This window comes from Amycolatopsis aidingensis, from assembly GCF_018885265.1.
Classification (GTDB): domain Bacteria; phylum Actinomycetota; class Actinomycetes; order Mycobacteriales; family Pseudonocardiaceae; genus Amycolatopsis; species Amycolatopsis aidingensis.
Window position 1 is genome coordinate 4,707,320 of record NZ_CP076538.1, and the last position, 15,334, is coordinate 4,722,653.

The window sequence follows — 15,334 nt, forward strand, 5'->3', positions numbered from 1 at the left end:
CCGTCCTGTCACCTGTCGTTCCGTGCACGCGCCCGGCGGCCCGCTGCCTGCTGCCGCCGGTTCCTGGACTGCCTGCGGTTCTCCGCGCGCTCCCGCCCGCCTGCTTCCGCCTGGCCGCCCCCGCCGCCGAGGTGCTCGGCCAGTGATCCGACCGTGGGGTGCTGGAAAAGGTCCACCATGGACACCTCGTAGCCCAGCGTGCCCGCCAGCCGGTTGCGCAGCTCGGCCATCAGCAGCGAGTGCCCGCCGAGCTCGAAGAAGTTGTCCCTGGTGCCGACCCGGCGCAGCCCCAGCACCTCGCACCACAGCTCGGCGATCGACCGCTCCAGGCCGCCCGCGGGATCGACGAACTCGGTGCCGGCCGCGGACCCGGAGTACTCGGGAGCGGGCAGCGCGGCCCGGTCGACCTTGCCGTTCGGGGTGAGCGGAAACCGCTCCAGCGGCACGAATGCCGAGGGCACCATGTGCTCTGGCAGCCGCTGCCGCAGGTACTCCGCCAGCTCGGGGCCGTCGGGCGGCTCCGCCGCGGCCGGGGTCAGGTAGGCCACCAGCCGCAGGTCGCCGGGGCCGTGCTCGCGGGCCGCCACCAGCGCCTCGCGCACCCGCTCGTGCTGGGCCAGGGCCTCCTCGATCTCGCCGAGCTCGATCCGGAAGCCGCGCAGCTTCACCTGGTGATCCAGCCTGCCAAGGTATTCAATGGCCCCGTCCGCGCGGAACCGGGCCAGGTCGCCGGTCCGGTACAGCCTGCCACCTTGTGGGCTGAAGGGGTCCGGCACGAACCGTTCCTCGGTCAGCTCCGGCCGGTTCAGGTAGCCGCGCGCCAGGTTGTGCCCGCCGAGGTACAGCTCGCCGGGCACACCGATCGGCACCGGCTGCCGGAACCGGTCCAGGATGTAGACCTGGGTGTTCGCGATCGGGTGGCCGATTGGCACCGGGCGCGGGTCGCCATCACGCAGGCAGCGCCATGCGGTCACGTCGATGGCGGCCTCGGTCGGGCCGTAGAGATTGTGCAGCTCCGCGTCCAGGGTGCCGAAGAAGCGTTCCTGCAGCGCCTGCGGCAGGGCCTCGCCGCTGCAGATCACCCTGCGCAGCCCGGCGCAGCCCGCGGCCTCAGGGTCGGCGAGGAAGGCCTGCAGCATGGAAGGTACGAAATGGACGGTGGTGACGCCCTCGGCACGGATCAGCCCGGCGAGGTAGGTGCTGTCCTTGTGGCCATCCGGTTTCGCCACCACCAGCACGGCTCCGGCCAGCAGCGGCCAGAAGAACTCCCACACCGAGACGTCGAAGGAGAACGGCGTCTTCTGCAGCACCCGGTCGGTTCCGTCCAGCTGGTACTCGTCCTGCATCCACAACAGGCGGTTGCGGATACCGGCATGCGTGTTCGGCACCCCCTTGGGGTTGCCGGTGGAGCCGGATGTGTAGATGACGTAGGCGAGGTCCGCACCGTCCAGCTCGATCCCGGGGTTCTCGGCGGACTCGGCGCTCAGCTGCCCGGCCAGCTCGTCCACGCACAGCACCTCGGCCTCGCCCGCGGGCAGGTCCGCACTCAGCGCGGACTGGGTGAGCAGCACCGGAACCCGCGCGTCGGCGAGCATGTACTCCAGCCTGGCCCGCGGGTAACCGGGGTCGAGGGGCAGGTAGGCGAACCCGGCCTTGAGCACGGCCAGCAGGCTGACCACCAGCTCAACCGAGCGTTCCATCCCGACGCCGATCAGCACATCCTTGCCGGGGCGCCCGCGCCGCAACCGGTGCGCGAGCTGGTTGGCCCTGCGGTTCAGCTCGCCGTAGCTCAGTGACTCCCCGGCGAACCGCACCGCCTCCGCATCGGGGTGCCGCCGGGCCTGCTCCTCGAAGCACTGGTGGATCCAGCCCACGCCGGGCCACTCGGTACCGGTGGCGTTACCCGCGACCAGCAGCCGCTCCCGCTCGGCCGGGTCCAGCAGCTCCAGGTGCCGTACCGGGCGGGCCGGGTCGGCGACCACCTGCTCCACCAGGCGCCGGTAGTGCCCCGCCATCCGCTGGATGGTGGCCTCGTCGAACAGGTCCCGGTCGTACTCGATCCAGCCGCCGAGGGCACCGTCGTCGTCGAAGGTCTGCAGTTCCAGGTCGAACCGCGCACCGTGGCTCTGCACCACCACCCTGCTCAGCCCGGCCCCGCCGAACCCGGTCGCTGGCACGGGGTCCCTGCCGTGCGAGAAGCTGACCTGGTACACCGGCGGGCGGCTGAGGTCGCGTGCGAGGTTCAGCTCCCCCACGACCAGCTCGAACGGCACCTCCTGATGCGAGTAGGCATCCAGGCAGGCCTGCTGCACCTGGTCTAGTACCTGGCCGAAGTCCGCCTCACCGCTCAGGTCGGCCCGGATCGGCAGGGTGTTCACCAGGTAACCGATCAGCGGCTCCACCTCGGCCCGGCCGCGCAGCGCCGTCGGCACGCCCACCACCAGGTCGTCCTGCCCGCTGTAGCGGTGCAGCAGAATGGTGAACACCGACAGCAGCGCCATGTAGGTGGTCGCGCCCCGCCGGTTGGCCAGCGCGCCGAGGTCGCGCATCAGTTCGGCAGGCAGTGCGATGGACACCGCGGCGCCGTTGAACCCCTGTACCGCGGGCCGTGGCCGGTCCGTGGTGAGGCCGAGGTCAGCCGGTATCCCGGCGAGCTTGCGCCGCCAGTACTCCAGGCCCTCCGCCCAGGCGCCCTGCTCCTGCTGCCGCTGCTCCCAGGCCGCGAAGTCAGCGTACTGGATGCCGAGCTCCGGCAGGCGCATCGGCTCACCCGCCAGCCGCTGTTCATACAAAGTGGACAGTTCCGAGACGAGGATCCCCAGTGACCAGCGATCGGAGACCAGATGGTGCATGGCCATCGCCAGCACGTACTCCTGCTCGGCCAACCGCAGCAGTTTCACCCGCAGCAGCGGGCCGCCTGCGAGGTCGAACGGCTCGCCGAGCACCTCCTCGACGACCCTTGCCTCCAGCTCCGCCTCGGTCAGCTCCTGCCCGCGCAGGTCGATCTCGGGTAGCTCCACGTGCATCCGCGGCCGCACGATCTGCATCGGCCTGCCGTCCCGCAGCTCGAACGTGGTGCGCAGCGTCTCGTGCTTGCGCACCACCACCTCCAGCGCCGCGCGCAGGATCGAGGCGTCCAGCCTGCCGCGCACCCGGATCGCGCCCGGCGCGACATAGGCGGGGTTGTTCGGCCGCAGCTGTTCGAGGAACCACATGCCCTGCTGCGTCACCGAGAGCGGGAAGGCGTTCTCCGCCTTGCCCTGCTCGGCGAGCAGCTTCTCGAACAGGGCGCGTTTCTCCGGGGACAGCGTCGCCAGCTGCGTTTCCAGGTCGGTCATGTGGTCACCTGCTCGTCGGGCATCGCGTTGATCTGCCGCAGCAGTTCCAGCGCGGCGTCCTCGGCGCGTTCCACCTTCGGGATCGCCGCGGGGCCGCCTTCGGGCTCGTCCTCGCCGACGGCGAGCCGGTCCAGTACCTCGGTGGCCACATCGGTGACGGTGGCGCCCTTCAGGAAACTCACCATCCGCAGCGAGACCCCGGTGCGGTTCTGGATCTCGTTGCGCAGTTCCACCGCCATCAGGGAGTCCAGGCCGAACCCGGACAGTGCCTCGTGCTCGCCCGCGGCCCCGGCGTTGCCGCCGAGCACCGCCCGCACCCCCACCAGCAGGCCGGAGACCAGTGCGGGCAGCCGTTCCGCCGCGGGCAGGGCCAGCAGGTCCTCCGCGGTGGGGATCTCCTCGGCCCAGCCCTTCGCCTGCTCGGCCGCGGGCGCGGCGGCGGGCTCGGCCGGGGCCTGCCCGGCCGGGGCCGTCCGCGCGGGGCGCCCGCCGGAAAGCAGGGACAGCCCGTTCCAGTCGAACCTGCCATCCTGCCGGCTCGGCTCGTGCCAGCACCGGGTGGCGTCGAAGGGGTACAGCGGCACGGTCACCCGGTTGCGGGTGTACTCCCGGTCGAACCCGGCCCAGTCCAGCTCCGCACCGGCCGCGTACAGCCGCGCCACGGTACCCAGCAGCACCTCCCAGTCGCCCTGCTTGGGCCGGAGGCTGGGCAGCAGCAGGGTGTCCCCGGTTGGCAGGCTCTCCCCGAGCAGGCCGAGCAGGGTCGGGTTCGGGCCGACCTCGAGGAAGGTGCGGTACCCCATGTGGTGCAGCGTTTCCGCCCCGGCCGCGAACAGCACCGGCTCCCTGGCGTGCCGGCACCAGTAGTCGGCATCCGGTGCCTCGTCCCACGGCAGCAGCTCGCCGGTGAGCCCGGAGACCACCGGGATCCGCGGCGGGTGGAACTCGATCCGCCGCAGGGCAGCGCGCAGCGGCTCGATGATGGGCTCGATCAGCGGCGAGTGGAAAGGGGTGGGAATCCGCAGCTGCCTGGTCTCCACCCCGCGCTCGGCGAACACCGCGCAGACCGCGTGCACGGCCTCCTGCGCACCGGAGACCACCGTGTTCTCCGGCCCGTTCACCGCGGCCACCGAGACGGCCCGCGGATCGTGCTCGACCAGCACCTTCTCCACATCGGTCGCGGGCGCGGAGATGGTGGCCATCACCCCGGCCTCGGCGAGGGTGGACATCAGCCTGCCGCGCTCCGCGGTCAGCCGCAGCCCGTCCTCCAGCGACATCGCCCCGGCGAAACAGGCCGCGGCGTACTCGCCGAGGCTGTGCCCGAGCACCGCGGCGGGCTGCACTCCCCAGGACTGCCACAGCTGCGCCGTGGCGTACTCCACGGCGAACAGGGCCGTCTGGGCGTACCGCTGGTCGGCCAGTTCCGCCTGCGGGTCATCGGAGTAGAGCGCGGACAGCAGCGGCTCGTCCAGCACCGGGTCGAGGATCTCCGCGCAGCGGTCCATGGTGCGCCGGAAGGCAGGCTGGGTCTCGTACAGCTCCCGCGCCATGCCGACGCGCTGCGGCCCCTGCCCGGTGAACAGGAACACCACCTCGGTGTCCGCGGCCGTGCCGGTGACCACCCCCGGCCCTGGGTCGCCGCGGACGAAGCCACGCAGCTGGTCCGCGATCTCGGCACCGGTGCGGCCGAGGACGGCCAGCCGGTGCCGGAAGTGCGCGCGCCCGGTGTTGGCCGAGAAGCACAGGTCCGCCGCGGACTCCGCTGCCTGCGAGCCGAGCCGGTCCTGGTAGCGGCGGGCGAGCTTGGCCAGTGCCTTCTCGCTCTTCGCCGACAGCGCCAGCACCGAGGCGGGCCTGCGCTCGTCCGGCTCGGCCGGGGGTGCGGTGGGCGGCTGCTCCACCAGCATGTGCACGTTCGTGCCGCTGAATCCGAAGCTGCTGACCCCGGCCATCCGCGGCTGCTGCCCGGTGTCCCATTCGGACAGTTCGGTCGGCACGGCGAAGGAGGTGCCCGCCAGGCTGATATGCGGGTTGAGCTCGGTGAAGTGCAGGTTCGGCGGCACCGCGCCCCGGCTCACGCACAACGCGGCCTTGATCAGGCCGGCGGCACCGGCCGCGGCCTCGAGGTGCCCGATGTTGGTCTTCGCGGAGCCGAGCAGCACCGGCTGGCCCTCGGCCCGGCCGTATACCTCGCCAAGCGCCTCGACCTCGATGGGGTCGCCGAGTTTGGTACCGGTGCCGTGGGTCTCGATGTAGGAGACCTGCTCCGGCCGCACCCCGCTCGCCCGCAGCGCGCGGCGCAGCACGTCCCGCTGCGCGGCACCGTTCGGCGCGGTCACCCCGGAGCTGCGGCCGTCCTGGTTCACCGCGGAGCCGCGCAGCACGGCCAGCACCTGGTCGCCGTCGCGCTCCGCGTCGGACAGCCGCTTGAGCACCAGCACCCCGCAGCCCTCGCTGCGCACGAAACCGTTGGCCGAGGCGTCGAAGGTCTTGCACCGGCCGTCCGCGGCCAGCATGTCCGGGAACTGCGAGAAGGAGATCCCGACCTGGGGCGAGAGGATGGCGTTGACCCCGCCGCCGAGCGCCAGGTCGATCTCGCCCGCGCGCAGGCTCTGGCAGGCCTGGTGCACCGCCACCAGCGAGGAGGAGCAGGCGGTGTCCACCGCCACGCTCGCCCCGCGCAGGTCCAGCAGGTAGGAGATGCGGCCGGCGAGCACACTGTGCGCCGTGCCGGTGCTGGTGTACCCGGTGATGTCCACCGGCTCGGCGAAGGTCTGCGCGGCGTAGTCGTTACTGCACACCCCCAGGTACACGCCGGTCTGGCTGCCCGCAAGCCCGGTCGGGTCCTGGCCCGCGTTCTCCAGCGCCTCCCAGACGACCTCCAGCGCGAGCCGCTGCTGCGGGTCCATCGCCACGGCCTCGCGCAGCGAGATCCCGAAGAACTCGTGGTCGAAGCGGTCGATGTGGTCGAGGAACCCGCCCCACCGGCTGCTGGTCTTACCCGGCCTGCGGGGCTGCTCGTCGTAGAAGGCGTCGGCGTCCCAGCGATCGGCAGGCACCTCGGTGATGGCGTCCACCCCGGTGCTGAGCAGCTTCCAGTACGAGTCCGGGTCGGTCACCCCGCCGGGGAACCGGCAGCCGACCCCGACGATGGCGATCGGCTCGGACTGCGCGCGCTCGTACTCGGCAAGCTGCCGCTGCATCCGCTCCATCGCCAGCAGGGCACGTTTCAGGGTCTGCTGCGAGTTCTGCTTCTCGTCCAAGGTGCTCATCGTCCTTCGTCGATCTGCTTCGTCTTGGCAAGGAGGAGCGCTTCGAGCTCGCTTTCGGACAGTCCGTCCAGGTCGAGCTCGGTGTCCTCGGCCCCCTTGGCAGCCTCCGCCGCGGCCTGCGGCTCGGGTTCGGCCGCCGCGGGCGGCGCGGCGGTCAGCTCGATCTCCATCGCCTCGGCGAGGTAGGGCACGAGGGCGTCGATGGTGGGGAATCGCCAGGTGAGGGTGGCGGGCAGGGTGAGCTGGAAGGCCGACTCCATCCGCTTGCGCAGCTCCAGCGACAGCAGCGAATCGAAGCCCATACTGGCCAGCGGGGCGGTCGGGTCGATCTTCGCCTCGTCCTGCTTGAGTACCTTGGCCGCGGCCCGCACGCACTGCTCGACGAACAGCGCGCGGCGGCGCCTGCCGGGTTCCACCGCGAGCACCCGCCGCCGGAACTCCCCCTCCGGTCCGCCGGTGCCGTTCTCCGGCGTGGCCGCCGGCCCGGCGAGATGGGCCAGCAGGGCGGGCAGCATGCCACTGCCCGCACCGGCCCGCAGCGCGGCGATGTCCAGCGGGAGCACGCACGCCTGGGTGGCGGGCGTGCGCAGCAGCCGGTCCAGCGCCTCGATGCCGTCCGCGGGCGCGAGGCTGAGCACGCCCCGGGTGGACAGCGCGCCCCCGCGGTCCGGTTCGGCCGCCAGCCCGATCTCAGCCCAGGGGCCCCAGTTCACGCTCAGCGCAGGCAGCCCCCGCGCCCTGCGGTGCTGCGCCAGCGCGTCCAGGAAGGCGTTGGCCGCGGCGTAGTTGCCCTGGCTGGCCGAGCCGAGCAGCGCGGCGGCCGAGGAGTACAGCACGAAGAAGTCCAGCCGCCGGTCCAGGGTGGCGCGGTGCAGGTGCCAGGCCGCCGCGGCCTTGGGCTCGGCGACCGTGCGGAACCGCTGTCGGTCCAGTTGCAGCAGCAGGCCGTCGTCCAGCACCCCGGCCGCGTGCACCACCCCGGCCAGCGGTGGCAGCGCCGTTTCCGGGTCGTCCAGCTCGGCGAACACCTCGGCGACCTCGGCGTAGCGGGAGACGTCGGCGGAGCGGACCAGGACCTGGACCCCGCAGGCCCGCAGCTGTCCGATCTCCGCGGCGGCCGCGGTGGATGGCTCGCTGCGGCCGAGCAGCACCAGGTGCCGCGCCCCCTGCTCGGCCAGGTAGCGCGCGGTGCGCAGGCCGAGCGCGCCGAGCCCGCCGGTGATCAGGTAGGTGGCCGCGGCGCGGACCGGTGCGGCGTCGCGCCGGGTGGCCACCTCCGGGGTGGTGTCCGGCACCAGCACCAGCTTGCCGGTGTGCTGGGCCTTGGCCATCCGGGAGAACGCGGCCGCGGCCTCGGTGTAGGGGTAGCCATGCACCGGGAGCGCATCGAACTCCCCTGCGGCGAAGCCCCGGCAGACCTCCCGGAACAGTTCGGCGACCAGCTCGTGCTCCTCCCGGATCGAACGTTCCAGGTCGACGGCGAAGAACGAGCGGTTGTGCTTGAGGTGGCCGAGGCCGATCCGGTTGTCGTCGTAGATGTCCCGCTTGCCGATCTCCACGAACCGGCCGCCGGGCGCCAGCAGGGCCAGGCTGCGCACCAGCGCCTCACCCGCGGTGGAGTTGAGCACCACGTCCACCCCGCGGCCGCCGGTCAGTTCGGTGATCTCCTCGGCGAACCGCAGCGAGCGGGAGTCCATCACGTGCCGGATTCCCATCGAGCGCAGCAGTTCCCGCTTGGCCTCGGTGCCGGCGGTCGCGAACACCTCGGCACCGCGCCTCCTGGCCACCATCAGCGCGGCCAGCCCGACGCCACCGGTGGCGGAGTGGATCAGCACCTTCTCCCCCGCGCGCAGCCGGGCCAGGTACTCCAGGCCGTACACCGCGGTGAGGAAGGCGATCGGCACGGCGGCGGCCTGCTCGTCGGTCAGCCCCTCCGGCCGGGGCGCGGCCAGCTGGGCAGGCACGGTGACGTAGGCGGACATGCCCGCGGGCGCGGTCACCATCACCGGGTCGCCGACCCGGTGGCCATGCACCCCCTCGCCGAGGGCGCTGATCCGGCCAGCGCATTCGGCACCGAGCGGGCCGATGCCGGGGGGCACGCCGGGGCAGACGTCCAGCGCCTTCAGCACATCACTGAAGTTCAGCCCGGCGGCGGCCACCTCCACTTGCACCTCGCCCGGTCCCGGTGGCACCCGGTCGCACAGCGTGGGAGTGAGACTGTCCAGGATCCCCGGGCGTAGCGCCAGCAGCTGATAGTTGCCGTCCCTGCCGGGGTCCAGTGGCCGGGTCTCGATGGCGGGTGTCTCGCCCTCGGGGGCCGTCCACGGCTCGAGGCGGGGAAGGTACCGGTCGCCGCCGCGCAGCGCGACCTGCTCCACCGGTTCGGGCCGCAGCAGTTCGGCGGCCAGCAGGGCTGCCTCGTCCGCGCCCGCGGCCGGGTCGAGGTCCACGGCGGTGGGCCGCAGTTCGCCGTGCTCCAGCGTGATCACCCTGGCCAGGCCGGACAGCGGTGCCTGGGCCATGGCGGGCTCCGGATCGTCCTCCCCGGTGCGCTGGGCGCCGCGGGTGAGCAGCACGAGCCGGGGCGGCTGCTCCCAGGTCCGGCCCGCGATCGCCTGCACGAGGTGCAGCGCGGAGACGGTCTCCCGCTCCCCGCCGGGGTATCCGGTGTCCCCGGTGCCTTCGGGGTCCTCGGCCGTGAGGCCCAGGGCGTGCACCACCCCGGCGCAGGGCGCCGCGCCGTCCGCGGCGAGGTCGGCCAGCAGCGCGGTGAAGTCCTCGGCACGGTACGGGTCCAGCAGGTAGTGGGTGTCGTCGAGGCGCTGGTAACGCTCACCGGGGGTGACCGTCACGCAGGTTCCGGACCGCCGCTCCAGCTCGGCCCGCAGCCGCTCGCCGAGGCCGCCGGGCGTGTCATCGGCGAGCAGCAGCCACCGGCCGGGCTCCGTGGCCTCGACATCCACTGTGGACTCCGGAGCCTGCTGCCAGCTCAGCTCCCACATGGCCTCGGCCACCGGATCACGGCCCTGGGCGCGGTCCAGCCTGCGCAGGGTGATCCCGGTGACCTGGCCCAGCGGCTGCCCGGACTCGTCGAACAGGGTCACCGCACAGCCGGGGATCTCCTCGGCCGCCGCGCCCGCGGCACCCACGGTGGCGTGTGCCCAGCCTGGCGCGCCCTCGCCGGTGAGGGTGAACCGGCCCGCCCGGACCGGGAGGTAGGTTCCGGACAGTTCGCCTTCGCCGGTGCCCAGCGCGGCGACCAGCGCCTGCAGGCAGCTGTCCAGCAGGGCGGGATGCACCAGGTAGGGGTCGGTGTCCGGGGTGAGCGCGCTCAGGTGCCGCAACTGGGCCACGGCCTCGCCCTCGCCGCCCCAGAGGCTCTGCATCCCCTGGAACGCGGGGCCGTATTCCAGCCCGGCCTGCCGCAACCCGGTGTACAGCGTGGCGGTTTCCACCGGGCGCTGGCAGCGATCCCTGGCGGCGGTCAGCGTGTCCGGCTCCGGCTCCGGCCCGGCGGCGCGGCGGAACCGGCCGCGTGCGGCCTCGGCCCACTCCTGGTCCTCCTGCTCGGTGCCGGTGCGGCTGAACAACCGGAAGGAGCCTGCCTCCGCCGTCTCCGGATCCAGCACCAGCTGCACGGTGGCCTGCTCGGCGGAGCCGGGAACCACGGTCATCCTGGTGAACTCGACGTCCTCGAGCACGGCCAGGTCCGCGCCGAGCGCCTGGCGCGCCGCGGCCAGTGCGGCGTCCAGCACGAAACTGGCAGGCAGCACCACGGACCCGCCGACCCGGTGGTCGTCGAGATAGGGCTGACCGGTCAGGTCGATCCGGGCGGTGAAGTACACGGGGTGCGGTTCGGCGGCGGAGCGCACCCGGGTCTCCAGCGCCGGATGGCCATCGTGCGGCTCCCGCGGGCCGCGGCCGGACTCCAGCCAGCACCGCTCCCGCTGCCACGGGTAGCCGGGCAGCGGGGTCATCGGGCCGGTCCGGCCCAGCACCTTCGCCCAGTCCAGCGGGAACCCGGCGGTGTAGAGCCTGCCGAGCTCGCCCAGCAGCGCGGCACGGCCCGGTTCGTCGCGCCGCAGTGAGGACACCGCCACCCCGTCGAGGTGGTGCAGGGAAAGCCGCTCCGCGATGGAGTCGCCGAGCATCGGGTGCGGGGACAGCTCCACGAACACCTCGTGCCCGCTCTCGGCGAGCGCGGTGACGGCCCGGTCGAACAGCACCGGCGAGCTCAGGTTCTCCGCCCAGTACTCGGCATCCAGCCGCTCACCCTCGATCTCCTCGCCGGTGACCGTGGAGAGCATCGGCACTGCCGTGGCCCGGGGCCGGATCCCGGTCAGCAGCGGCCACAACTCGCCCGCGACCGGCTCCATCAGCGGGCTGTGCGAGGCGAACCCGACCGACTCCAGCACCCGGCAGTAGATGCCATCGGCCTCCAGCGCGGCGGCGAGGGACTCCACATCGGCCGCCTCGCCGGACAGCACCGTCGAGTGTGGACTGTTACTGGCCGCGACCCATACCGCGCCGGGTTTGCGCTCGGCGAGGATCTCCCGTGCCCGGTCCACCCCGACACCTGCCATGGCCATCCGGCCCTTGCCCGCGGCCGACTCCAGCACCCGGCCCCGGTGCAGGGCCACCAGCAGGGCGTTCTCCAGGCTCAGCGCCCCGGCGACGTACGCGGCCGCGATCTCGCCGACGCTGTGCCCGAGCACGCTGGACGGCTGCACGCCCCAGGAGCGCCACAGCGCGGCCAGCGCCACCTGGACCGCACACAACGCGGGCTGCCAGACGGCGGTCTCCGCCAGCCCTGCGTCCTCGCCCGCGGGTGCGGTGAGCCGGTCCAGCAGGGACCAGTCGGTGTGCTTGCGCAGCAGGGCGTCGCAGCGTTGCAGGGTGTCCCGGAAGACCGGTTCGGTCTCCAGCAGGTCGGCGGCCAGCGGCCACCAGCGGGGGCCCTGCCCGGAGAACACGAAGGCCACCTTCGGCCGCCTGCCGATCCGCCGGCCGCCCGCGGACAGCCCAGGGGCCTCCTCCCCGGCGCGGTAGGCGGCCAGCGCGTGCAGGAAGGCATCCGGGGAGTCGCCGACGCAGGCCAGCCGGAACTCGTGGTGGCTGCGGCGGACCGTGCTGGCGAAGGACAGGGCGGCCACGTCCGGCTCCCGCCCCGGCTCGGCCAGCAGGTCCTGGTAGCGGGTGACCAGCTCGCGCAGCGCATCCTCGGTGCGCGCGGACAGCGCCAGCGGCCACGCCCCCGTGGGCGCCTGCGCGTCCGGTGGTGGCGGCTCCGGCGGCTGCTCGAGCACAAGGTGCGCGTTGGTGCCGCCGAAGCCGAAGGAACTGATCCCGGCCAGCGCCGGGCCATCGGTTTCCGGCCAGGGCTGCAAGGTGTCGGCGACCCGCAGCCCGAGCTCATCGAACGGGATGTGCGGGTTCGGCTGCCGGTAGTGCAGGCTGGCCGGGATCGTGCGGTGCCGCACCATCAGCGCGGCCTTGATCAGCCCGCCGATGCCAGCGGCTGCCTCCATATGCCCGAGGTTGGACTTCACCGAGCCGAGCAGCAGCGGCCGCTGCGCGGACCGGCCGGTGCCGAGCACGGCGGCCAGCGCCTTCGCCTCGATCGGGTCGCCGAGCATCGTCCCGGTGCCGTGTGCCTCCACGTAGTGCACCTGCTCGGGTCGCACCCCTGCCCTGGCGTAGGCCGTGCGCAGGACCGCCTCCTGCGCCTGCGGGTTGGGCGCCATGATGCCGTTGCTGCGGCCGTCCTGGGTCACCGCGCCGCCGCGGATCACGCCGTAGACCGGGTCGCGGTCGGCAAGCGCCTTGCTGAGCGGTTTCAGCACCACCACCCCGGCGCCCTCGGAACGGACGTAGCCGTTGGCCCGCGAGTCGAAGGGCTTGCAGCGGCCGTCCGGGGACATCGCCCCCGCCTTGCTGAAGTTGATCGCGAACGCGGGCGAGAGCACCAGGTTCACCCCGGCGGCGATGGCGGTGCCGCACTCGCCGCTGCTCAGGCTTGCGCAGGCCTGCAGCACCGCGACCAGGGAGGATGAGCAGGCCGTGTCCACCGCCATGCTCGGACCGCGCAGGTCGAAAAGGTAGGACAGCCGGTTCGCGGCGACGCTCAGCGCGCTGCCGGTCCCGGTGTAGGCGTCGATGGCCCGCAGGTCCCGCAGCTGCATATTGGCGTAGTCGAAGGAGGAGATGCCGACGAACACCCCGGTGGCCGATCCGGCGAGCCGTTCCGCGGGCAGGCCCGCGTCCTCCAGCGCCTCCCAGCAGACCTCGGCCAGCAGCCGCTGCTGCGGGTCCATTCGCGCGGCCTCCTGCGGCGAGATGCCGAAGAAGTGCAGGTCGAACTCGTCGACCCGGTCGAGGAAGCCACCCCATTTGCTGTTGGTCCTTCCGGGGGCCGCGGGATCCTCGCTGGTGTAGTCGGCCACGTCCCAGCGCTGCGCGGGCACCTCGGTCACCGCGTCCCTGCCCTCACGCAGCAGCTGCCAGAAGGCGTCCGGGCCGTGCACCCCGCCGGGGAACCGGCAGCCGATCCCGACGATGGCCACCGGCTCCGGGCCGTCCGCGGCCGGTTCGCGCTCCGCGGCCGGTTCGGTCACCTCGGTCCGCGCCTGCTCCGGCGACTGCTCGGCCGTGGTTGCCCCGATGGCCCCGGTTGCCCCTGGCGTCTCGGCGCCGAGGAAGTCGGCCAACTGCTCCACGGTCGGGTACTCCCAGACCACAGTGGACTCCAGACGGCGGTCGAGCAGCCGTTCCAGCTCCCCGACCAGCGCCACCAGGTCGACCGAGCGCAGCCCGTAGGAGGCGAAGGCCCTGGTCGGGTCGAGCTCGGCGGCCGGGGTGCCGACCAGCTTGGCCAGTTCCGCGCGCAGCAGGGTCTCCACCCGATCCCGGCCGACCGCATCCGGCCGCGCGGCCGGTTCGGGCTCGGGTTCGGCTGCCTGCTCCTCCGGAAGTCCGGTACCGGCGACGATCTTGAGCTCACCGGCCACGAAGGCGTTCAGGCAGGCGTTGCGCTGCAGCTTGCCGCTGGAGGTCTTCGGCACCGTGCCGCGGCGCACCAGCGCGACGCCGTGCACCGGCAGGCCGTGCTCCTCGGCCACCCTGGCCTGGATCGCCGCGATCACCTGTCCGGCGTCGAACCGGCCGGGGTGCACGGCGACCTCCTGGATCACGATCAGCCGTTCCACGCCGTCGATCTCCCGGATGCCGGCCACCCCGCAGCCCGCGCGCAGGGCGGTGGTGTCCGCGGCCTCCACGGTGCGCTCGATGTCCTGCGGGTAGTGGTTCTGCCCGGCGACGATGATCACGTCCTTGATCCGGCCGGTGACGTAGAGCTCGGTGCCGTCGAGGAAGCCGAGGTCGCCGGTGCGCAGGAACGGGCCCTCCCCGGTGTCCTCGAGGTGGGCGTCGAAGGTCTCGGCGGTGATCTCGGCGCGCCGCCAGTAGCCGTGCGCGATGCTGTCGCCGGCCACCCAGATCTCGCCCACCCTGCCCTCCGGCAGCCGCTGCCGGGTCCGCGGGTCGGCGATCACGATCCGCTGGTCGGAAAGCGACCAGCCGCAGCCGACCACCGTGCGGACCGAGTCGGCCTCCGGCCCGGCGTCCACGGCCCGGTCGGCCGCGAGTGCCTCCGGGTCGAGCCGCCGGAACACCGGCTGTTCGGGGATGTCCCCGCCGGAGACGGCGAGCGTGCCCTCGGCGAGGCCGTACGCGGGCATGAAGGTCTCCCTGCGGAAACCGGTGGGGGCGAAGGTCCGGGAGAACTTGTCGATGGTCTCCATCCGGACCGGCTCGGCGCCGTTCAGGGCCACCCGCCAGGTGCTCAGGTCCAGCGTCTCCAGCTCCTGCTCGGAGACCTTCGCCGCGCACAGGTCGAAGGCGAAGTTCGGGCCGCCGCCCAGCGTGCCGCCGTGGTCGGAGACCGCCTTCAGCCAGCGGTAGGGCCGCTTCAGGAAGGAGAAGGGGGACATGAACGTCACCGGGTAGCCACCGAACACCGGGGCGAGCAGGCCGGCGATCAGGCCCATGTCGTGGTAGGGCGGCAACCAGGTCACCATGTGGCTGTCCGCCGAGGCGTCGAAGAACTGGGTGTTCAGCTGGCGCAGGTTGTGGATCAGGTTGCCGTGCCCGACCATCACGCCCTTCGGCCTGCTGGTGGAACCCGAGGTGTACTGCAGGAACGCCAGATCGGCCGCGGTGATGTCCGGGCGCCGCCACTCCTGCGCCGCGGCGGGATCGACGGTGTCCACGGCCTGCCAGGCGATGTCCCGCAGCGCGGGCGCGTACTCGGCGAACCGGTCGGCCAGCGCGGTGGTCTCCGCCGGAGCGAGCACCACCACCGGCTCGGCGTCCTCGATCACCCCGAGCAGGCGCGGCAGGGTGCGCTGCAGCAGCGAGGGGTCCGGCGGGTACACCGGCACGGCGATGATGCCGCTGTAAAGGCAGGCGAAGAAGGAGACGATGTAGTCGAGGCCGGGCGGGCAGACGATCAGCGCCCGCTCGCCCGCGGGGAATCGTTGCCGCAGGGTGGTCGCGACCGCCTGGGCGCGCCGGTCCAGCTCGGCATTGGTCAGGCTGAGCGGTTCGCCCTCGCCGTCGACGAGAAACCGGAACGTACGCTCGTCCGGCCGCGCGCCGAACACAGCCCGAAAATGGTCGACAAGCGTTTCAGTTTCGCGGCCGGACATCGGGACGGGCCCTCCCAGT

General features: G+C 72.9%; 3 protein-coding genes. All 3 read right to left on the reverse strand.

Translation table 11 applies throughout. The features are described 5' to 3' along the window. Positions 1–8 precede the first annotated feature (8 nt). Genes KOI47_RS21520 through KOI47_RS21530 form a run of 3 tightly spaced genes read right to left on the reverse strand, consistent with a single transcriptional unit; the run spans position 9 to position 15,270 of the window. Positions 9–3,338, reverse strand: a complete 3,330-nt coding sequence (locus KOI47_RS21520; protein WP_216206431.1) for a non-ribosomal peptide synthetase — start codon at positions 3,336–3,338, stop codon at positions 9–11. Further along, complete coding sequence (locus KOI47_RS21525; protein WP_216206435.1) at positions 3,335–6,610, reverse strand: type I polyketide synthase; 3,276 nt, start codon at positions 6,608–6,610, stop codon at positions 3,335–3,337. The genes KOI47_RS21520 and KOI47_RS21525 overlap by 4 nt, the downstream gene beginning before the upstream one ends. Next, on the reverse strand, positions 6,607–15,270 hold the full coding sequence (locus tag KOI47_RS21530) for a type I polyketide synthase (RefSeq protein WP_216206438.1): 8,664 nt from the start codon (positions 15,268–15,270) through the stop codon (positions 6,607–6,609). The genes KOI47_RS21525 and KOI47_RS21530 overlap by 4 nt, the downstream gene beginning before the upstream one ends. Positions 15,271–15,334: the final 64 nt, after the last annotated feature.